Raw genomic sequence first — 20182 nt, 5'->3', positions numbered from 1 at the left:
GAAGTGGCGCGCAAGCTATCCAGCGACGCCGGCTCGATGAAGATGTTCGACATTGCCGATCGCATTGAAGCCACCATGCAGGATGGCAAGAAGATGTTCGCCAACCTGGACTGGTTCAGCGCGGTGAGCTACCACATGATGGGCGTGCCGACCGCCATGTTCACCCCGCTGTTCGTGATCTCGCGTACCTCGGGCTGGGCCGCGCACATCATCGAGCAGCGCATCGACAACAAGATCATCCGCCCGAGCGCGAACTACACTGGACCGGAGAACCTGGAGTTCGTGGCACTCAAGGACCGCAAGTAACAGTCCGCGTCCGGTTTGCTCCCTGGGCCGCCGCCATGCGGCGCCCGCGGGAGCGGGGGCAGCCTGCCGCAACGCACGGCCACTGCCCCGGATCATGATTTTCTCTCTTCCCTACGAAATGAACACTGCAAACCGCAAGCCGCTGCCGGGCACCAAGCTGGACTACTTCGACACGCGCGCCGCGGTCGAGGCGATCCAGCCGGGTGCCTATGACAAATTGCCGTACACGTCGCGCGTGCTGGCCGAGAACCTGGTGCGCCGCTGCGACCCGGCCACGCTGACCGCATCGCTCAAGCAACTGATCGAGCGCAAGCGTGACCTGGATTTCCCCTGGTTCCCGGCGCGCGTGGTTTGCCATGACATCCTCGGCCAGACCGCGCTGGTCGACCTGGCCGGCCTGCGCGACGCCATCACCGCCCAGGGCGGCGACCCGGCGAAGGTCAACCCGGTCGTGCCCGTGCAACTGATCGTCGACCATTCGCTGGCCGTGGAATGTGGCGGCTTCGACCCCGACGCGTTCGCCAAGAACCGTGCCATCGAAGACCGGCGCAACGAAGACCGCTTCGACTTCATCAACTGGACCAAGAAGGCGTTCAAGAACGTCGAGGTGATCCCGCCGGGCAACGGGATCATGCACCAGATCAACCTGGAGCGGATGTCTCCGGTGATCCATTCGGTGGGCGGCGTGGCCTACCCCGACACGCTGGTGGGTACCGACAGCCACACGCCGCACGTSGACGCSCTGGGCGTSATCGCYATCGGCGTGGGCGGCCTGGARGCSGAGARCGTGATGCTCGGCCGYGCCTCGTGGATGCGRCTGCCGGATATCGTCGGCGTGGAACTGAGCGGCAAGCGCCAGCCCGGCATCACCGCCACCGACATCGTGCTGGCGATGACCGAGTTCCTGCGCAAGGAAAAAGTGGTCGGCGCCTACCTGGAGTTCCGCGGCGAAGGCGCTTCGAGCCTGACGCTCGGCGACCGCGCGACGATCTCCAACATGGCCCCGGAATACGGCGCCACCGCCGCGATGTTCTTCATCGACGAGCAGACCATCGAGTACCTGCGCCTTACCGGCCGCGAGGACGAACAGATCAAGCTCGTCGAAACCTATGCCAGGACTGCCGGCCTGTGGGCGGACACGCTGAAGAACGCCGAATACGAGCGCGTGCTCAAGTTCGACCTCTCCACCGTGGTGCGCAACATGGCCGGCCCGTCCAACCCGCACAAGCGGCTGCCGACCTCCGACCTGGCCGAGCGCGGCATCGCCGGCAAGTGGGAGGAAACGCCCGGCCAGATGCCGGACGGCGCCGTGATCATCGCCGCCATCACCAGTTGCACCAACACCAGCAACCCGCGCAACGTGATCGCCGCCGCCCTGCTGGCGCGCAACGCCAACGCGCGCGGCCTGACCCGCAAGCCGTGGGTGAAGAGTTCGCTGGCGCCGGGTTCGAAGGCCGTGCAGCTATACCTGGAAGAAGCCGGCCTGCTGCCGGATCTGGAACAGCTTGGCTTCGGCATCGTGGCCTTCGCTTGCACGACCTGCAACGGCATGTCCGGCGCGCTCGACCCGGCCATCCAGAAAGAGATCATCGACCGCGACCTGTACGCCACCGCCGTGCTCTCGGGCAACCGCAATTTCGACGGMCGCATCCACCCCTACGCCAAGCAGGCCTTCCTGGCCTCGCCGCCGCTGGTGGTCGCGTACGCCATCGCCGGCACCATCCGCTTCGACATCGAGCAAGACGTGCTGGGCACCGACAAGGACGGCAAGCCGGTCCGGCTCAAGGACATCTGGCCGAGCGACGAGGAAATCGACGCGATCGTGGCCAAGAGCGTGAAGCCCGAGCACTTCCGCAAGGTCTACGAGCCGATGTTCAACTTCGCGGTCGACAGCGGCGAGCAGATCAGCCCGCTGTACGACTGGCGCCCGCAGAGCACCTATATCCGCCGCCCGCCCTACTGGGAAGGCGCGCTGGCAGGCGAGCGCACGCTCCAGGGCCTGCGTCCGCTGGCGGTGCTGGGCGACAACATCACGACCGATCACCTGTCGCCGTCGAACGCCATCATGCTCGACAGCGCCGCCGGCGAGTACCTGGCGAAGATGGGCCTGCCGGAGGAGGACTTCAATTCCTACGCGACCCACCGCGGCGATCACCTCACGGCGCAGCGCGCGACCTTCGCCAACCCCACGCTGATCAACGAGATGGCGGTGGTGGACGGCAAGGTCAAGAAGGGTTCGCTGGCGCGCATCGAGCCGGAAGGCAAGGTGGTGCGCATGTGGGAAGCCATCGAGACCTATATGGACCGCAAGCAGCCGCTGATCATCGTCGCAGGGGCGGACTATGGCCAGGGCTCCTCGCGCGACTGGGCGGCCAAGGGCGTGCGCCTCGCCGGCGTGGAAGTCATCGTGGCCGAAGGCTTCGAGCGCATCCACCGCACCAACCTGATCGGCATGGGCGTGYTGCCGCTGGAGTTCAAGSCGGGCGTSAACCGCMWGACGCTKGGCATCGAYGGYACCGAGRCCTWCGACGTGMTSGGCGAGCGCGWGCCGCGCGCGGACCTCACCCTCGTCATCCACCGCAAGAACGGCGAGCGCGTGGAAGTCCCCGTGACGTGCCGCCTCGACACCGCGGAAGAAGTGTCGATCTACGAGGCGGGCGGCGTGCTGCAGCGCTTCGCGCAGGACTTCCTCGAATCGACGAAAGCCGCGGCCTGACATAAGGCGGCTTGCGTTCCGGGCGGCACGGCGGCGTGCCGCCCGGTTTCACCAGGACACTATTTCCATGGCCCACGTACCCCAGATCAAGATTCCCGCCACCTACATCCGTGGCGGCACCAGCAAGGGCGTGTTCTTCCGCCTGCAGGACCTGCCCGCGGCCGCGCAGGTGCCCGGCGAAGCGCGCGACAAGCTGCTGATGCGCGTGATCGGCAGCCCCGACCCCTACGGCAAGCAGATCGACGGCATGGGCGCGGCAACGTCCAGCACCAGCAAGACCGTCATCATCTCGAAGAGCAGCCGGCCCGGCCACGACGTCGACTATCTGTTCGGCCAGGTCTCGATCGACCAGCCCTTTATCGACTGGAGCGGCAACTGCGGCAACCTGTCCGCCGCCGTCGGGCCGTTCGCCATCAGCGCCGGCCTGGTCGACCCGAGCCGCATCCCGCACAACGGCGTGGCCACCGTGCGCATCTGGCAGGCCAACATCGGCAAGACCATCATCGGCCATGTGCCCATCACCGATGGCGCCGTGCAGGAAACCGGCGACTTCGAACTCGACGGCGTGACCTTCGCCGCCGCCGAAGTCCAGCTCGAGTTCATGGATCCGGCCGCCGAGGAAGAAGGCGCGGGCGGTGCCATGTTCCCCACCGGCAACCTGGTAGACGACCTCGAGGTGCCGGGCGTCGGCACGCTCAAGGCGACCATGATCAATGCCGGCATCCCGACCATCTTCGTCAACGCCGAAGCCATCGGCTACACCGGCACCGAGCTGCAGGAAGCCATCAACGGCGACGCCAAGGCCCTGACCATGTTCGAAACCATCCGCGCCTACGGCGCGATGCGCATGGGCCTGATCAAGAATATCGACGAGGCCGCCAAGCGGCAGCACACGCCGAAGGTGGCCTTTGTCGCCAAGCCGGCCGACTACGTTGCCTCCAGCGGCAAGCGCGTTGCCGCCGGCGACGTCGACCTGCTGGTGCGTGCCTTGTCCATGGGCAAGCTCCATCACGCCATGATGGGCACGGCCGCCGTGGCCATCGGCACCGCCGCGGCGATCCCGGGCACGCTGGTGAACCTGGCTGCCGGCGGCGGCGAACGCAATGCGGTGCGCTTCGGCCATCCTTCGGGCACCTTGCGGGTGGGCGCGCAAGCCAGCCAGGTCGACGGCGAATGGGCCGTGACCAAGGCCATCATGAGCCGCAGCGCGCGCGTGCTGATGGAAGGCTGGGTACGGGTGCCGGGCGACGCGTTCTGAGTAGTGCCACGGCCGGAGCCCTGACTCCGGCCCGATCGTGCTGCAGTCCGCGGCCCGGCCCATGACCCGCGCGGGCCAGCGCGCCGAGCGAAGCCCGCAAGGCCAATATCGTCATCATCGGCACCGGCGGCACCATTGCCGGCGCGGGCGCCGCCGCCACCAATACCGCCGCCTACCAGTCGGCGGTGGTGCCGGTGGACAAGATCATCGCCTCGGCGCCCGAGATCTCGAAGATCGCCAACGTCAAGGGCGAGCAGGTCTTCCAGATCGGCTCGGAGAGCTTCAATAACGAACGGCTGCTCAAGCTTGGCAAGCGCGTCTCGGAGCTGCGCAAGCAGCCGGACGTGGATGGCGCGCGCCCGGTTAGCCGCGCCCCTATGGCTGGAAGCTCGCAACGCGGCTTTCCAGCCGTTTTCCAGCCGTTTTCCCTCCATTCGAGGGGCTGCCCTGCAAGCACGCACGTTGCCGGAGGTAGCGGGCCTGCACCCACCGGCAGCAACGGAGATGGCACCAACGTGGGCAGGCAAAACACTTGGCCGTTAATTGCGTTAACAGCGCGATCAATCCGCCAACGGCGCGGATGAAAGACTATTTCCCGTCGACGCTGCCCACGGGCACCAGGATGGTCTCGCCCGACGCGACCAGCCGCAGCACGCCGTCGCGCTCGGCGAACACATCGGCCCGCGCGAATATCTGCCGCCTGCCCGCCTTGACGACGCTGGCGCGCGCCACGAAGGCCTGCCCCAGCGCCGGCGCCATGCAATTCACCGAATAGTGCGAAGCCAGTACYGGCCCCGCCACGGTGGTGGCAGCGAAACCGCATGCCGTGTCGACCAGCGCGCCGAGCACGCCGGCATGGAGCAAGCCTGCGTATTGCGTGGCCTCTTCGTGCCACGGCATGCGCAGCTCCGCCTCCCCTTTTTCGGCGCGCACCACCTCGAAGCCCAGCCAGCGATTTAGCGCGGCGGTGCGATTGACGTCCTTGAGTGTCGCCAGTGAATACGCGGCCGTGGCCGGGGCTTCCATGTCTGTCGTCATTACCCTTCCCTCCTTGAATCGATCGGTCAGCAGGTGCCTTCGGCCTGGCTTTAATATAGACCAGTCTATATAATTCCAGCCGTATCGCAACCCCTCCGATGCATCAGGACACCCGCATCAGGACACCCGCCAATGCCAGCCCACGCCAAGCACCGCGACAAGATCGTCCGCGCYGCAGCCGTCCTGTTCCGCCAAAACGGCTACGCGGCCAGCGGCACCAATGACATCGTTGCACTGAGCGGCGCGCCCAAGGGATCGCTGTATCACTACTTCCCGCGCGGCAAGGAGCAGATCGCCGAGGAAGTCATCGCCTACGCCGGCGAACTGGTGCGCGCGACGCTTGCGCGGCTATGCGCCGGGCACGATTCGCCAGCGGCGATCGCAAGGGCCTACGGCACGGCCCTGGCGGGCTGGATGGCGGAGTCGGAATACCGCGACGGCTGCCCCATCTCGACCATCCTGCTGGAGCTTGCGCCCGGGGCCGAAGCCGTCGCCCAGGCCGGCAGGGCCGCGTTTGCTTCGTGGGAAAGCGTGCTGGCGGCGGCATTCGCGACACACGGCATCCCGCCCGCGCGCGCAGCCGGGCTGGCAAGCCTGATGGTCTGCTCGTGGTCCGGGGCGCTGATTCTCGCCCGGGCCGCGCGCAGCCGCGAACCGCTCCTGCGCGCGAGCGAGGAACTGGCGTGCCAGCTCGATGCCGCCGTCCGGGATGCGCGACGGCAGGCAGGCCAGCAGCCTTAGAACAGCGTGGTGCTCATCAGGGCCTTGGCCACGAGCTCGCCCTCGTTTGCACCTTCCGCGTAGAGCGACACCTCGGTAACCACCTGCCTGCGCCCGCGGCGGATCACGCTGGCCACAGCGCGCAGGTTGGCCGCCCTTGCCGCTTCGAGATACTGGATATTCAGCGAACCGGTCGCGCCACCGCGCAAGTGCTCGCCATCGCAGCCGGACACAGCCGCCGCCGCACCCGTCACATCGATCAGCGTGGCGATGACGCCGCCGTGGACAATCTCGCCGACCGTGATATTGGCCGGGCTGAACGGCAGCACCAGCTCGACATGGTCCACCGCCAGCACATCCAGGGCGATGCCCAGCGAGCGGGCCACGGGAGAGCCCATCAGGACTTGCTCCACGAACTGGCGGATGCGCGGGTCGACAGGCGCGGCGGCGGTGCCGGCAGCGCTGGACAGCGCGGTGACGAGGATAGACATGGCAGGCTCCTGGTTGGAAGATCGTGCAGCAGGTGCAGCGTAAGCCTGCCGGAGGCAGCGCTCAATTACGTGGCAGGTAATCAGGATCCGTCATCGCCGGCATCCGGCCGCCGGCATTGCGTCGCCGCACGCCGCGCGACCGGGGATCATGCCCGCCGCCGTTTATAATGTGCGGCCATCCGCCCCGCCTCACCGCCGCATGCCGTCAAACCCGCAAGACACCCGCCAGCCAGCATCGCCCGCCGGCTCTCCCGCCGGCTCTCCCGACACCCGCCGCGACGACAATCTGTCCGACCGCCCCGACAGCCCCTGCATCGGCATCTGCTCGACCCTGTTCGACGAAATCTGCCAGGGCTGCGGCCGCACCGCGATGGAAGTCAGCAACTGGGTCTTCCTGGACGACACGGAAAAGCAGGCCGTCTGGGAGCGCATCACGCGCGAGGGCACCGCGCGCCGCTTCTGCCGCAACTGAGCTTTCCTCCTCCTGCCCCCGGGCTCAGCCGCCCGCCAGCCGCCGCTCCATATCCTCGACTTCGCGCCGTTCCAGCCGCTGGCGAGCCAGCTTGCGCCAGCTTTCGGCAAGTGATGGCAGTACCGCCATATCGGCCAGCGCCACCGTATCGAGCCGATCCACGTACAGCACATGCAGCAAGCGATGCAGGCTCCAGCCGGGGCATGGCCGCTCGACCAGCGCAAGGCAGTCCCCGCCCCCCGCGTCACCCTCTTCCAGCACCCGGTAATACCAGCCGGTGCGCAAGCTTTGCTGGACCGCCCGCGCCATGCCAGCGTGGCCGAAACGGTGGTTCARCTTCCAGCAGGGCTGGCGCGCCTGCGACACTTCGACCAGCGCCGTGCCGAGGCGGTAGCGGTCGCCGATACAGACCTCTTTCTCGGTAAGGCCGGCGCTGCTCAGGTTCTCGCCGAACGCCCCGGGCAGCGACAGCAACCCGGCGGCGGCAGCGGACAGCGGCGCAAGCTCCCGCCGCCAGGCCGCGTAGTGGTCGAAGGCATAGTGGTGGAGCGCTTTTTCGGGGCCGCCGTGATGCCGGGGGTCGCCCTGCCCGTCGCCGGCAAGGCCGAGCCTGGTGACGCGCACCACGCCCGCCGCCGGCCGCTTGTCGATGCCGCTGGGCACGCCCTTGGGCCCGAAGGGCCGCACGGCGYCGAGCAGGACCTCGTCGATGCGGGTGACCAGCGCCGGCGTTGCGGCAAACCCGCTCACAAGCCGGCCTCTCCCAGCCAGCGCCCGAACATGCGGCGCCCCGCCGCAGCCACATCCGCGCCGATCTCCGCCGTACGCGCACGGATCTCGCGCGGATCGATACCCGCCTTGCCGAGCTCGACGGTATGCCCGATCAGCCAGCCTTCCAGCTCCGCCGGACGGGCCTCGGGATGGAACTGCAGCGCCAGGACCTGGCGGCCGATGGCGTAGGCCTGGTGCGGCACCGCGGCCGTGGAGGCCAGCAGTTGCGCGCCGGCGGGCAGGTCGAAGGTATCGCCGTGCCAGTGCAGCACGTTCCAGCCGGCGCTCTCCAGTTCCGCCAGCGCCGAGTCACGCCCGGCCGCGGTAGGCTGGATCGGCGCCCAGCCGATTTCCCGCGTGCCCGGGTAGACCCGCGCGCCGCACGCACGCGCGATCAGCTGCGCGCCCAGGCAGACCCCGATCACCGGCCGCCCGCCTTCGAGCCGCGCGCGGATGATGTCGATTTCGGCATCCAGCCACGGATAGGCCTCGTTCTCGTATACGCCGATCGGGCCGCCGAGCACAACCAGCAGGTCGGCAGGCTGCGCGGCGACCACGCTCAGGTCGTCGATACCCGCGCGCAGCACTTGCAGGGCGTGCCCGCGCTCGCGCAGGGCGTCGCCCAGCACGCCGGCGTCTTCGAATGCGACGTGCTGTATGACATGGGTGGTGAACCTGGCTTGGGTCATGGCGGTCCCGTCTGGACGATGCAAAGCACCGATCTTAATGGCTTGCGGCGCAAGCCGGCAACGGCTCGCGCCATGACATGCCGCGCGCCGCGGCCAGCCGCCCCGCTCAGCGCGCGCCGCCCTCCGGCTTGAGCACCAGCGTATCGAAGACTTCGTTGCCCGGCGCGCGCCGCCCGGGGGCCATGGTGATGTATTGCACCGAGGCCCATTTGTCGGTCCAGTCGCGGTAGTGGGTGGACATCACGTTGCCCGACTGCCCGGTGGAATCCATGAACCGCGATTCGGCCAGGTCGGAGAGATCGTAGATGGCACGCAGGCTGGCCGCATGCACGCTCTCGAACGGCGCCGCTTCGTCGCGCAGGTTGTGGCGCCCCACATTGACCGTGTAGGTGTCGCCGCCGCTCGGCACCTTCACGTTGAACAGGCCCGCCAGGTAGGGATGCTTGCCGAAGGGCTTGTGCTCGGAGCGCGCAGCGTGCGCCATGCCCCATTGCCAGCGCTCGGGCTTGTCTCCGTAGCGCTGGTCCAGATCGGCAATGGCGCGGCGCCATGCCTTGGCGATGGCGTCATCGCAGTCTTCGTGGGCCGGCGTGGTGCTGTCGTCGCACCAGAATGCGCCGAGCCCGCGGGGGTTGCGCAGCACGTTGAGCATGGGCTGCTGCACGTTGCGCTGCTCCCACAGGCGATTGAACACGGCGTCGCCCACCTTGTCCTCGAACAGCACCCGCGACAGCTCGCGCAGCCAGGCCGTCGCCACCAGCGGCTGCGCCAGCCCGGGCTGCATGTCGCCGTCCCACTGGCGCAACGACTCGAGCAGCGCGCGCTCGCGCGCGGGCAGCGCCGGGCCGCCGGCGAAGGGCGCCGCCAGCAGCAGCGGCAAGGCATCGCGCACCGCCAGCGAGAGCGTGTCTTTCTGGATCGCGCCAAAGCTGTCCATGGTGTGCCGTTCGGTCGCGTCCAGCAGGGTGCGGATGCGCTGGTAACGATAGGGCACGGTCCATTCGCTGGTCAGGAAGTACGGGTAATCGTCCTCCACGATCTTGTGGTTGGCCGTGGCGATGACGCCTTCGGGCGGATTGAAGCGGCGCGGCAACTGATCGAAGGGAATGAAGCCATTCCAGTCGTAGCGCGCATCCCAGCCCGGCGCCGGCGCCAGCCCCTTCAGGTCGTTGTCGGCACGGCGCAGCGGCACACGGCCCGGCGCGATGAAGCCGATATTGCCGTCCACGTCCGCGTAGACGATGTTCTGCTGCGGCGAATGGAAATCGCGCAGTGCCGCCAGGAAGCTGTCCCAGCCGGTGGCCCGGTTCAGCGCGAGCCCGGCCTGGAAGGTGCGGTCGTCGGCGCGYAGCGCGGTCCACTGGAAGGCCACCACGAACTGCGCGCCGAGCGGCGCCGCGGCGGCGGAGACGGGTTCGGCCACGTCGGAAATCACCGGCCCGTGGCGCGTCTCGCGCACGCTCAGGGTCACGTCGGGCGCGCCCTTGACGCGGATGGTCTCGCTGCGCACCGTGAAATCGGCCCAGCCGTCCGGCGTCTGGTAGCGCCGGGTGCTGCCGGGCTGGATTCGTTCGATATACAGGTCCTGCACATCGGGCGCGGTATTGGTGAAGCCCCAGGCAATGCGCTGGTTATGCCCCAGCACCACCAGCGGCGTGCCAGGCAGCGTGGCACCGCTGACATCCAGCCCCGGCGCCTGCAGTTGCGCGAAGTACCACAGCGCCGGCGCCTGCAGGCCCAGGTGCGGATCGTTGGCCAGCAGCGGCTTGCCCGAGCGCGTATGGGCGCCCGATACCACCCAGTTGTTCGAGCCCATGCCCTCCACGTAGCCGGGCGGGGCCTGCTGTTCGACGCGCGCCATGGCGGTGGCCAGCGGCGCCAGGTGCCGGTAGAGGTTGCCGTAGTCCATGGTGCGCGGCGCCCGATCGCCCGGATACGGCGCCAGCAGTTCATTGATGCGCGCGACCGGCAACACCTGCGCCAGCCGCATGCGCAGCGTCTCCTGCGTCCAGTTGCCGCCCAGGTCCCACGCCATCATGGTCTGCCAGGCCAGCGTATCGGCCGGCTCCCAGTGTTCGGGCTTCGTGCGCAGCAGCACGAACTCCGGCGGCAGCGGGCCCTTGCGCGTGTCGATATAGGCGTTGACCCCGTCGGCATAGGCTTGCAGCGCGGCGCGCGTCGCGGGCGTGGAGCTGGCCAGGATGGCCTCGGCATTGCGTCGCACGCCGAGCGTGCGCAGGAAGCGGTCGGCATCGAGTGCTTGCGGCCCGATGATCTCGGCCAGGCGCCCCGACACGATGCGCTTGTTCATCTGCAGTTGCCACAAGCGGTCCTGCGCGTGCACGAAGCCGAGCGCGTAGTAGGCGTCCTCTACGTTGGCTGCCTTGATGTGGGGTACATCGTGACGGTCCCTGACGATGGAGACGCGCTCGCGCAGCCCCGGCAGGCTCAGCGTGCCCGCGGTCTGTGGTTGCGACGCCTGCCGGTACCACACGTAGCCGCCGAGCGCGCCGGCCAGCAGCAGCGCCGCCAGCGCCAATACCAGCCAGGCCAGCCGTTTGAACCAGCGCATCGATCCCTCTCCTCCGCGTGACGGCACGCAGCGCCCGCGGTTATTTATGTTTTTGTCCCAGTGCTGCTGTCTCTTGTCTCTTGTCGCCTTGCGCCGCGCCGGCCTTTGCTCGCATGGCGAAGCGGGCCGGCCAGCGGTCGGAACCCCGGCATTATCGCCGAAGCAGGCACCGCCAGGGCAAGCACCCGCGCCCATGAAAAATGCCCGGACCTGCCGGGCATGCTTCCCTGCTGCGGGCAGTGACGCCGGATTGCGCGCCCTGCCCCGCGCCGATCAAGGCCGGGCGCTTCAGGCCGCCGGCTTCCTCAACTGCAGCGACTTGTACTCGAGGAATTCCTCCAGCCCGTACTTGCCGGCTTCGCGCCCGTTGCCGGACTGCTTGTAGCCGCCGAACGGCGCCTGCATGTTGAACGGGCCGCCGTTGATGTCGACCTGGCCCGTGCGGATGCGGCGAGCCACGCGGATGGCGCGCGCTTCGTCGCCCGACCACACCCCGCCGCCCAGCCCGTAGATGCTGTCGTTGGCGATGCGCACGGCGTCTTCCTCCGTGTCGTAGCAGATGATCGACAGCACCGGGCCGAAGATCTCTTCCTGGGCAACGGTGGCCTTGGGGTCGACATTGCCGAGCACGGTCGGCTTGACGAAGAAGCCCTTGTCCAGCCCCGCGGGCGCTTCAGGCCCGCCCGCCACCAGTTCGGCGCCTTCGTTGAGGCCGCGCTGGATATAGCTGTTCACGCGCTCTTTCTGCGTAGCGGAAATCAGCGGGCCCAGGCGGCTGGTTTCCTGCAGCGGGTCGCCCACGGTGAAGGCATCGGCCACCTGCTTGGCGATCGCCTTGACTTCGTCGTAGCGGCCGCGCGGCACCAGCATGCGGGTGTGGGCCGAGCAGGTCTGCCCGGAATTGAGGAAGCAGGCGTTGATGGTGCCCTTCACCGCGGCCGCCATGTCCGCGTCGTCGAGGATCACCGAGGCGRACTTGCCGCCCAGCTCCAGCGCCACGCGCTTGACGCTCTGCGCGCCCAGCTCGGAGACGCGCTTGCCGGCACGCGTGGAGCCGGTAAACGACACCATGTCCACCTCGGCGTGGCTGGCCAGCACTTCGCCCACGACGGGGCCGAAGCCGGTGACCAGGTTGAACACGCCCGGCGGCAGGCCGGCGGCTTCGATCACCTCGGCCAGCACGAAGGCGTTGAGCGGCGCCACTTCGGACGGCTTGAGCACGACGGTGCAGCCGGCCRCCAGTGCCGGCGCCACCTTGAGCGTGATCTGATTGAGCGGATAGTTCCACGGCGTGATGGCCGCCACCACGCCGACCGGCTCACGCACCACCAGCGAATTGCCGACCTCCTCCTCGAAGGCGAAGCTCTCCACCAGCTTGGCAGCCTGCGCCCAGTTGTAGACCGGGCCGCCGACCTGGATCGCGCGGGCCAGCTTGATCGGCATGCCGACTTCACCCGCGATCAGTTGCGCCAGTTCCTCGCTGCGTTCCTTGAGGCCCTCCGCAACCTTGCGGATATATCCCGCGCGCACGCTGGGCGGCGTGGCCGACCAGGCGTCGAAGGCGGCGCGGGCAGCCTGGATGGCATCCTCGGCATCGCGCGCATGCCCTTCGGGGATGCGGCCCATGACGGCTTCGGTGGTGGAATGGATGACGTCGATATGGCCGGTGCCATGAGGCGCGACCCACTTACCGTTGATAAAAAGTTTGTCTCGTTGTTGCATGGCCACAGTTTTCAGTTGGGTGAATAGGCGGGTGCAAATTTTGTTACTTTTATGGTGCTCCACATTGTAGAGCGGTTTGGCGCCTCGGTTTTTTGCGGTGCGCCAGCCGCCCCGCACAACGTGGCGATAATCGGCCGACGACGAGCCGAACCCCGGCACAGCGCGCCGCATGCCGCTGCCGGCGCACAACAAGGGAGAGCAAAGAGACATGACCGACCCGGTGTTCCACAAGACCGAGCAGGGCCAGGACGAGATCCGCACGCGCGCGCGCAGACTCGACCACAAGACGCGCGCCCTGCTGCTGATCGTCAACGGCGAACGCCGGCGCAGCGATCTGCTGGCCCAGACCGGCGGCATGGGCGTGGGCCCCGAGGCCCTCGAAGCCTTGCTCGAAGCCGGCCTGATCGGCACCGGGGACGCCGCGCCGCCGGACGCACCTGCCCGGGACGCCCAGGACCTGCCCGAGCCGGCGACAACCGGCGCAAGCGGCCCCGCCGGCCATGCCGACAGCGTCTTTTCCATCTACGCCAGCCGCGGTGCGGGCGATGGCGGCGATGCGGGCGACAGCAAGGGCACCGGCAGCTACCAGGCGCTTTATCACTTCTATACGGATGTCATCGGACATCATCTCGGCCTGCGCGGCTACATGCTGCAGGTCAAGGTCGAGAAGGCCGCCAGCCCGGCTGAGCTGATGGCGCTGCGCGACACGCTGTACGCGGCCCTGCGCAAGGCCAAGGGCGAGATCACCGCGGCCGCCATCATCGACCAGCTCGACAAGATGACGCGCGACGAGGGACAGGCGCAGGCGCACGCCTGAGCACAGGCACGCGGCGCGGCAGCAGTGCGCACTTCGCAACAGAATGGAAAAGGGCCGCACTGAACTTGGCGGCCCATTTCTTCCTGCGCTTGCCGCCTGGCTGGCGGAGCCGGCGCGACGCGCTTAGCCGTCGATGCCTTGCGACTCCAGGTACTCGTCATACGTACCCAGGTAGTCGGTCAGCGTGCCGTCGGTTCGCACTTCGATCACGCGCGTGGCCAGGCCGCTGACGAACACGCGGTCGTGCGAGACGAAGATCAGGGTGCCGGTGTACTTGTCGAGCGCGATCTGCAGCGATTCGATCGATTCCATGTCCATGTGGTTGGTCGGCTCGTCGAGCGCCATCACATTGTGCCGGCCCAGCATCAGCTTGCCCCAGATCATGCGGCCCTTCTCGCCGCCGGACAGCACCTTGACCGATTTCTTGATGTCGTCGGCCGAGAACAGCAGGYGGCCCATGGTGCCGCRCAGCGACTGGTCGTCGTCGCCGGCCTGGGTCCACTGGCTCATCCAGTCCATCAGGTCGCGGTCGGCCGGGAATTCCTCGTAGGTATCCTGCGGCATGTAGCCGACGTTGGCGTTCTCGGCCCACTTGATCGTGCCGCGATCCACTTCCACGCCGCGCTGCACGCCGTTCTGCACGGCATTGTTCAGCAGGCTGCGCAGGAGCGTGGTCTTGCCGGCGCCGTTCTCGCCGATGATGGCCACGCGCTCGCCGGCCTGGATGGCCATCGACAGGTTGTTGATGATCTTGCGGTCGTAGGTCTTGGTGATGCCGTCCGCTTCCACCGCCAGGTTGTGCAGCTTCTTCTCGAACTCGAAGCGGATGAAGGGGTTCTGGCGCGACGAGGGCTTGATGTCCTCGACCTTGATCTTGTCGATCTGCTTGAGGCGCGAGGTGGCCTGGCGTGCCTTGGACTTGTTGGCCGAGAAGCGGCGCACGAAGTCCTGCAGTTCGCCGATGCGCTCCTTGGCGCGCGCATTTGCCGCCATCTGGCGCTCACGCGCCTGCATGGAGGCTTCCATGTAGTCGTCGTAGTTGCCCGGATAGACCTTGAGCGTGCCGTAGTCCATGTCGGCCATGTGCGTGCACACGGAGTTCAGGAAGTGGCGATCGTGGGAAATGATGATCATGGTGGAGTTGCGCTCGTTGAGCACTTCCTCCAGCCAGCGGATGGTGTTGATGTCCAGGTTGTTGGTCGGCTCATCGAGCAGCAGCACGTCCGGGTTCGAGAACAGCGCCTGCGCCAGCAGCACCCGCAGCTTCCAGCCGGGCGCGACGTTGCTCATGGTGCCCTGGTGCTGGTCGGTGGGAATGCCCACGCCCAGCAACAGCTCGCCCGCACGCGCCTCGGCGGTGTAGCCGTCGTACTCGGCGTACTTGGCCTCCAGCTCGGCGGCCTTCATGTAGTCTTCGTCGGTGGCTTCCGGGTTGGCGTAGATGGCGTCGCGCTCGGCGGCGGCGGCCCACATCTCGGTATGGCCCATCATGACCACGTCCAGCACGCGCATGTCTTCATAGGCGAACTGGTCCTGGCGCAGCTTGCCCAGGCGCACGCCCGGCTCCAGCATGACGTTGCCGCCCGACGGCTCCAGGTCGCCACCGAGGATCTTCATGAAGGTGGACTTGCCGCAGCCGTTCGCGCCGATCAAGCCGTAGCGGTTGCCCTCGCCGAACTTGACCGAGATATTCTCGAACAACGGCTTGGGGCCGAACTGCATGGTGATGTTTGCGGTAGAAAGCACGTCTGGAACCTTGTATGAATGATGGGGCGCGAAACTGGCGCGCGCATGGCGCGCGGCGATGCCGGCGGCAGTGCCCGTGCGGCGATGGCGCCACAAGTGCAGCGGCATGGCATCGGCATGCGGCCCCGGCTTGCGGGCCGATGGCCGGCAAGCACTGGAGCCCGGACAGGAAACCGGGAAATAACCCGTAATTTTACCATCCGCGAGCGCGCTAAAGAAGCGCCAGCCTTCAGATAGGGGCGCAAGCCCCCGCTTTCAACACCGGATAGCCCGAGAGGGACAGCGAAAAACCATCCTCGCGTGCGCTCAACTGCGCCTGGCCGCCTACCGGCAGCGTCAGCTTGCGCTCACAGTGCCCGAATGGCAGGCCGGTCAGCACCGGCACGGACAGGCGCTCCTGCAGGTAGCGCACCACCGCTGGCAGGTCGTAGCCATTGTCGTAGTCGGTCACGCGGTAGTTGGAAAAATCGCCCAGCACGATGGCGCGCTGCGCCCCCAGCACGCCGGCCTGGTCGAGTTGCAGCAGCATGCGCTCGACGCGGTATGGCGGCTCGTTGACGTCTTCCAGGAACAGGATGCCGCCGTCGACGGCCGGCATGAAGCGCGTGCCCAGCAGGCTGCACAGCATGGCCAGGTTGCCGCCCCACAGCGTGCCGGACACGGTGCCGCTGAATGGCTGGCCGCCGGCCTGGGGCGCCTGCACATCGATGGTGTAGGCCGGGTCATGCATCACGCCGAGGAAATGCTGCCACATGAAGGCGTCGACCGGCTCGGCGCCGAAATCGGCCAGCAGCATCGGCCCCGCGAACGTCACGCCGCCGCACGCCGCCAGGTAGGCCAGCTGGAAAGCCGTGAAGTCACTGTGACCCACGATGGGCGTGCACGCGCCGCGCGCCTGCTCCGCGATGCGGGCAAAGTCCACGCGCTCCAGCAAGCGCGCGATGCCATAGCCGCCGCGGGGAGCTGGCTCATGCGTCGGGATCGGGGCTTGGAGCGGGGCCGGGAACGGGGCTTAACACGGGGCTGGAGTCCGGGCTGGAATCAGGCTGGCTGGCGCCGCCGGCATTATCCGCCGTCGCGCAGCGGGCGCAGCCAGTGCCCGCGGCCTGCGCCGCCGGCACGCCTTGCTGCTCGGCTTGTTGCTCGGCTTGCTGCGCGGCCTTCTGCGCAGCCTTCTGCGCGCGCCGCCTGGCACCGAAGAAGGCCTTCAGCATGCCCCCGCATTCGTCGGCCAGCACGCCGCCGGCGATGGAGGTCTGGTGATTGAGCTGCGCCTGCTCGAACAGGTTGAGCACGCTGCCCGCGGCGCCTGTCTTGGGGTCCGAGGCGCCGAACACCACGTGGCGGATGCGCGCATGGAGGATGGCGCCGCTGCACATCACGCATGGTTCCAGCGTCACGTACAGCTCGCACTCCGGCATGCGATAGTTGCCGATCACCTGCGCGGCGGCACGCAATGCCTGCATTTCGGCATGCGCGGAGGGATCCACCGAGCGGATCGGCAGGTTGTGGCCGCGCGCGATGACGGCATCGTTCCACACCACCACCGCGCCCACCGGCACTTCGCCGGCAGCCTCGGCCAGGCGCGCTTCCTCCAGCGCCGCCCGCATATAGCGGCGGTCGCGCTCGGCGGCGGGATCGAGGCCTGCTTCGCCTGCCAGGGGCGGCAGGATCGGGGCGTTCATCTCGGCTGGCATGGGCTGGCTGACGCCTCAGTCCTGCGCGGGCAGGCTGAGGGAAGCGCTGACCTCGGCCCAGCAGTTCGGCGTCTCGAACAGCACCAGGCGCGTCAGCTGCAACTGGTGGCCGAAGCAATCCTTGAATACCGGCGAGAGAATGTCGAAGGCGATCTGCGCCAGGTTTTCCACGGTGGGAATGGCGTCCAGCACGACCGTCTTGTGCCCTTCCATGGACTGCAGGAAATTCAGCAGCGCGGTGTCGCCGCGATGAATCAGGAAGGCATGGTCCCACTTGTCGACCAGATGCTCGTTGGCCAGCGCCTTGATGTCGCTGAAATCCAGGATCATGCCCTCGTCCGACGCGCCCGCGCGGCGCAGCACCTCGCCCGAGAGCGTGAGGTCCAGGCGATAGCGATGGCCGTGGATGTTGCGGCACTGGCCGCCATGGTTGGGGATGCGGTGGCCGGAGTCGAATTCCAGACGGCGGGTAATGGAGACTTGCTTGTTCATGGGTGCCGGTGTGTGCGGGTACGGTGATCGGGGCGAATCGGAACGAATCGGGGCGAATCGGGAGCGAAAGGCCGGGACTACCGGATACCTAGCAACTTGTGTGTCTGCAGCGAGAGGCGCCAGCGCGGGCGGCGCTGGCAGAACTCGACCGCGAGCGCCGTATTCTGCCGCGCCAGCGGGCCGTCCATGGCCTGCACCAGGAAATGGCGGAAATCAAGCCGCTCGTATGCGGCGAAATCCTGGCCATCCTGCGGGATGACTACCTTGAGCTCATCGCCGCGCGTGACCACCAGCTCCGCGCCCATCTTGGGGCTGACGCAAACCCAGTCGACCCCCTCCGGCACCGGCAGGGTGCCGTTGGTTTCGATGGCGATCTCGAAGCCGCGCGCGTGCAGCGCTGCGATCAGCGGCGCATCGAGCTGCAGCAATGGCTCGCCGCCAGTGCAAACCACCAGCGGCCGGCCGGCGCCGCCGGCGTCCACGTCCTGCGGCCACTGCGCCGCGACCTTGTCGGCGAGCGCCTCGGCAGTGCGGTACTTGCCGCCTTCGGTGCCGTCGGTGCCGACGAAATCGGTATCGCAGAACTGGCAGACCGCGCTCGCCCGGTCCTCTTCGCGCCCGCTCCATAGATTGCATCCGGAGAAGCGGCAGAACACCGCGGCGCGGCCGGCGTTGGCGCCCTCGCCCTGCAGTGTGTAGAAGATTTCCTTGACGGCGTAAGTCATGCTGGTGGTGAAGCGGTAATGGGTTTTTGTGGGTATGCAGTCATCATGCGCCAGCCATGGGCCGCCGGCATGCGGCATTCATGCGGCATTCATGCGGCATCCATACTGCAAAAAAATGCGACAAGCACGGTGGCGGCAAGACGGTCGGCGGCCGGGCGGACGGATTCCGGCCGGCGGGCGGCGATGCCGCAAAGGCAATCGCGCGCGCGGGGCGGCCGGGAAGCGGGCAAACAGGCGGCCACCCATGATCGATGGCCAGTGGCCAGGGTACTGCGGCTAACTCGCTATTTTCGCACAGGTCGCGAAGTCGCTCCAGCCGCCGCATCGTTCGCGCCTATACCTTGGCCCACTCCGCCGCCCGCAGCCGCGTGCCGACGAAGTCCAGGAAGCACGCGATACGCGCCGATAGCTGCGTGTTGAGGTAATAGACCGCGTTGATCGACTGCCGTTCTTCGATGGTCTCCTTCATCAGCACCTGGACCAGGTCGCCGCGGCGGCGGTCCGCTTCGGTCATGAAATCCGACAGGCACACCAGGCCCTCCCCGGCCAGCGCAAGCTGGCGCAGGGTTTCGCCGCTCGATGCGGCCAGATGCGGCGTGACCTGCACCTCTTCGCCCATGGCGCCGTGCAGCGGCCAGCGGTTGAGCGACTCCGGCTGGTTGAAGCCGATCAGGCTATGCGCGGCAAGGTCCGCCACCGATGCCGGTCGGCCGCGCGCCTTGAGATAGGCCGGGCTGGCCAGCACCCGCACGCGGCTGGTGGCCAGGGGGCGGGCATGCAGGGTGGAGTCGCGCAGCGCGCCGATGCGGATGGCCACGTCGGTGCGGTGCTCCAGCAGGTCGATGATCAGGTCGTTGGTGTTCAGTTCCAGCTCGATTTCCGGGTACTCGCGGCGGAACTCTCCTACCAGCGGCACGATCACGTGCAGCATGAAAGGCGACGCCGCGTTCACCCGCAGCCGGCCCGCCGGGCGCTGGCGGCGTACCGCCATCTGCTCCTCGGCCAGATCCACCGAGGCCAGGATGTTGCGCGCATGGGCCAGCAGCGCCTCGCCCTCCTCGCTCAGCGCCAGCCGCCGCGTGGTCCGGTGCAGCAAGGTGGTGCCGACCTTGTCCTCCAGCCGGCCGAGCGCCCGGCTGATGCCGGAAACGGTCTGCCCCAGTTGCTCGGCCGCGGCCGTGATGGAGCCGCTGTCCACCACGGTGGCGAAGGCCTGCAGTTCTTCGAGTGTGATCTTCATTGTTGAATACTAATCAAATATCTTATCCAGATCACCCTCTTAATCGGCAAGAAATGCACGGGCACACTCCCTCCATCCCGAATTTCCCGGATGTCCGGAGCCAACCATGCCCATCGCCCTGCTCGCGCTGACCATCAGCGCGTTCGCCATCGGTACCACCGAATTCGTCATCGTCGGCCTGATTCCCACCATCGCCGCCGATCTCCATATCACCCTGCCCTCCGCCGGCCTGCTGGTCAGCCTCTATGCGCTGGGCGTCGCCGTCGGCGCGCCGGTGCTGACCGCCCTCACCGGCCGCCTGCCGCGCAAGGCGCTGCTGGTGTCGCTGATGGCGCTGTTCACGCTGGGCAACCTGCTGGCCTGGAAAGCACCCGGCTATGAATCGCTGATCCTGGCGCGCGTGCTGACCGGCCTGGCCCACGGCGTGTTCTTCTCGATCGGCTCGACCATCGCCACCAGCCTGGTGCCGAAGGAGAAGGCCGCGAGCGCGATCGCCATCATGTTCACCGGCCTTACCGTGGCCCTGGTCACCGGCGTACCGCTCGGCACCTTCATCGGCCAGCACTTCGGCTGGCGCGAGACCTTCCTCGCGGTGGCCGCGCTCGGCCTGGTCGCCTTCGTCGGCAGCCTGATGTTCGTGCCGGCCGGCATCCGCAGCGGCGCACCGGCCTCCCTGCTGCAACAGGCCAGGGTGCTGGCCGAGCCACGCC

The 20182-nt window shown here is 67.7% G+C and carries 18 protein-coding genes and 2 pseudogenes; 8 read left to right on the top strand and 12 right to left on the bottom strand.

What is annotated here, in order from left to right; translation table 11 throughout:
- The 4 genes and pseudogenes from AC1DO7_RS30165 to AC1DO7_RS30150 form a co-directional block, all read left to right on the top strand.
- On the top strand, positions 1-306 hold a 306-nt coding region (locus tag AC1DO7_RS30165), incomplete at its 5' end, for a citrate/2-methylcitrate synthase (RefSeq protein ID WP_441649836.1).
- 118 nt (positions 307-424) lie between these two features.
- The gene (gene acnD, locus AC1DO7_RS30160; RefSeq protein ID WP_477116914.1) at positions 425-3022 is read left to right on the top strand and encodes a Fe/S-dependent 2-methylisocitrate dehydratase AcnD; all 2598 of its coding nucleotides are present in this window, start codon (positions 425-427) and stop codon (positions 3020-3022) included.
- Positions 3023-3089: 67 nt separating this feature from the next.
- A complete protein-coding gene (gene prpF / locus AC1DO7_RS30155; RefSeq protein WP_441613566.1) occupies positions 3090-4280 on the top strand; it encodes a 2-methylaconitate cis-trans isomerase PrpF in 1191 nt (396 codons plus the stop codon).
- A 68-nt stretch (positions 4281-4348) separates the two neighbouring features.
- Positions 4349-4633: pseudogene (locus AC1DO7_RS30150) on the top strand (asparaginase domain-containing protein); the annotation flags it as partial.
- 235 nt (positions 4634-4868) lie between these two features.
- Here the strand turns inward: AC1DO7_RS30150 and AC1DO7_RS30145 are convergent.
- Positions 4869-5318, bottom strand: a complete 450-nt coding sequence (locus tag AC1DO7_RS30145; RefSeq protein WP_441613565.1) for a PaaI family thioesterase — start codon at positions 5316-5318, stop codon at positions 4869-4871.
- A gap of 132 nt (positions 5319-5450) precedes the next feature.
- On the opposite strand from AC1DO7_RS30145, the gene AC1DO7_RS30140 reads away from it, so the two are divergent.
- Complete coding sequence (locus tag AC1DO7_RS30140) at positions 5451-6059, top strand: TetR/AcrR family transcriptional regulator (RefSeq protein WP_441613564.1); 609 nt, start codon at positions 5451-5453, stop codon at positions 6057-6059.
- Here AC1DO7_RS30140 and AC1DO7_RS30135 read toward each other — a convergent pair.
- Positions 6056-6529, bottom strand: coding sequence for a PaaI family thioesterase (locus AC1DO7_RS30135; protein WP_441613563.1), 474 nt, complete (start codon positions 6527-6529; stop codon positions 6056-6058). The two genes, AC1DO7_RS30140 and AC1DO7_RS30135, sit on opposite strands and share 4 nt — an antisense overlap.
- 286 nt (positions 6530-6815) lie before the next feature.
- Between AC1DO7_RS30135 and AC1DO7_RS30130 the strand changes: the two genes are divergently transcribed.
- Positions 6816-7001, top strand: a complete 186-nt coding sequence (locus AC1DO7_RS30130; protein WP_441613579.1) for a DUF1289 domain-containing protein — start codon at positions 6816-6818, stop codon at positions 6999-7001.
- Between the two features lie 24 nt (positions 7002-7025).
- Here the strand turns inward: AC1DO7_RS30130 and AC1DO7_RS30125 are convergent, their stop codons facing one another.
- The 4 genes from AC1DO7_RS30125 to AC1DO7_RS30110 all read right to left on the bottom strand — a co-directional run bounded on the left by AC1DO7_RS30125 (position 7026) and on the right by AC1DO7_RS30110 (position 12755).
- A complete protein-coding gene (locus AC1DO7_RS30125) occupies positions 7026-7751 on the bottom strand; it encodes an MOSC domain-containing protein (RefSeq protein WP_477116913.1) in 726 nt (241 codons plus the stop codon).
- Complete coding sequence (locus AC1DO7_RS30120; protein WP_441613561.1) at positions 7748-8461, bottom strand: glutamine amidotransferase; 714 nt, start codon at positions 8459-8461, stop codon at positions 7748-7750. The genes AC1DO7_RS30125 and AC1DO7_RS30120 overlap by 4 nt, the downstream gene beginning before the upstream one ends.
- A 106-nt stretch (positions 8462-8567) precedes the next feature.
- Positions 8568-11033, bottom strand: a complete 2466-nt coding sequence (locus tag AC1DO7_RS30115; RefSeq protein ID WP_441613560.1) for a penicillin acylase family protein — start codon at positions 11031-11033, stop codon at positions 8568-8570.
- Positions 11034-11321: 288 nt separating this feature from the next.
- A complete protein-coding gene (locus AC1DO7_RS30110; protein ID WP_477116912.1) occupies positions 11322-12755 on the bottom strand; it encodes an aldehyde dehydrogenase family protein in 1434 nt (477 codons plus the stop codon).
- Between the two features lie 208 nt (positions 12756-12963).
- Here AC1DO7_RS30110 and AC1DO7_RS30105 point away from each other — a divergent pair, with 208 nt between their 5' ends.
- A complete protein-coding gene (locus AC1DO7_RS30105; RefSeq protein ID WP_441613558.1) occupies positions 12964-13572 on the top strand; it encodes a hypothetical protein in 609 nt (202 codons plus the stop codon).
- Positions 13573-13695: 123 nt separating this feature from the next.
- On the opposite strand, the gene AC1DO7_RS30100 is transcribed toward AC1DO7_RS30105, so the two are convergent.
- The 6 genes and pseudogenes from AC1DO7_RS30100 to AC1DO7_RS30075 form a co-directional block, all read right to left on the bottom strand.
- Complete coding sequence (locus AC1DO7_RS30100) at positions 13696-15318, bottom strand: ABC-F family ATPase (RefSeq protein ID WP_477116911.1); 1623 nt, start codon at positions 15316-15318, stop codon at positions 13696-13698.
- A gap of 229 nt (positions 15319-15547) precedes the next feature.
- Positions 15548-16282 (bottom strand): annotated as a pseudogene (locus AC1DO7_RS30095) (LD-carboxypeptidase); the annotation flags it as partial.
- Between the two features lie 4 nt (positions 16283-16286).
- Positions 16287-17003: a tRNA adenosine(34) deaminase TadA gene (gene tadA / locus AC1DO7_RS30090; RefSeq protein ID WP_441613555.1), complete on the bottom strand. Its 717-nt coding sequence runs from the start codon at positions 17001-17003 to the stop codon at positions 16287-16289.
- A gap of 27 nt (positions 17004-17030) precedes the next feature.
- Positions 17031-17507, bottom strand: coding sequence for a 6-carboxytetrahydropterin synthase QueD (gene queD / locus AC1DO7_RS30085; protein ID WP_441613554.1), 477 nt, complete (start codon positions 17505-17507; stop codon positions 17031-17033).
- A gap of 77 nt (positions 17508-17584) precedes the next feature.
- On the bottom strand, positions 17585-18232 hold the full coding sequence (queE, locus tag AC1DO7_RS30080; RefSeq protein WP_441613553.1) for a 7-carboxy-7-deazaguanine synthase: 648 nt from the start codon (positions 18230-18232) through the stop codon (positions 17585-17587).
- Positions 18233-18566: 334 nt separating this feature from the next.
- A complete protein-coding gene (locus AC1DO7_RS30075) occupies positions 18567-19472 on the bottom strand; it encodes a LysR substrate-binding domain-containing protein (RefSeq protein WP_441613552.1) in 906 nt (301 codons plus the stop codon).
- 106 nt (positions 19473-19578) lie between these two features.
- On the opposite strand from AC1DO7_RS30075, the gene AC1DO7_RS30070 reads away from it, so the two are divergent.
- The coding region (locus AC1DO7_RS30070) for an MFS transporter (RefSeq protein ID WP_477116910.1) at positions 19579-20182 on the top strand (604 nt) is incomplete at its 3' end.

The sequence above is a fragment of the Cupriavidus sp. 05N40 genome (genome assembly GCF_056397305.1).
This window is presented reverse-complemented; position numbering and strand designations above follow the sequence as displayed.

Excerpts from the sequence above, each read along its gene's own strand:
- prpF (WP_441613566.1), top strand. The coding sequence starts at position 3,090 with ATGGCCCACGTACCCCAGATCAAGATTCCCGCCACCTACATCCGTGGC.
- AC1DO7_RS30135 (WP_441613563.1), bottom strand. The coding sequence starts at position 6,529 with ATGTCTATCCTCGTCACCGCGCTGTCCAGCGCTGCCGGCACCGCCGCC.
- AC1DO7_RS30120 (WP_441613561.1), bottom strand. The coding sequence starts at position 8,461 with ATGACCCAAGCCAGGTTCACCACCCATGTCATACAGCACGTCGCATTC.
- AC1DO7_RS30105 (WP_441613558.1), top strand. The coding sequence starts at position 12,964 with ATGACCGACCCGGTGTTCCACAAGACCGAGCAGGGCCAGGACGAGATC.
- tadA (WP_441613555.1), bottom strand. The coding sequence starts at position 17,003 with ATGAACGCCCCGATCCTGCCGCCCCTGGCAGGCGAAGCAGGCCTCGAT.
- queD (WP_441613554.1), bottom strand. The coding sequence starts at position 17,507 with ATGAACAAGCAAGTCTCCATTACCCGCCGTCTGGAATTCGACTCCGGC.
- queE (WP_441613553.1), bottom strand. The coding sequence starts at position 18,232 with ATGACTTACGCCGTCAAGGAAATCTTCTACACACTGCAGGGCGAGGGC.
- AC1DO7_RS30075 (WP_441613552.1), bottom strand. The coding sequence starts at position 19,472 with ATGAAGATCACACTCGAAGAACTGCAGGCCTTCGCCACCGTGGTGGAC.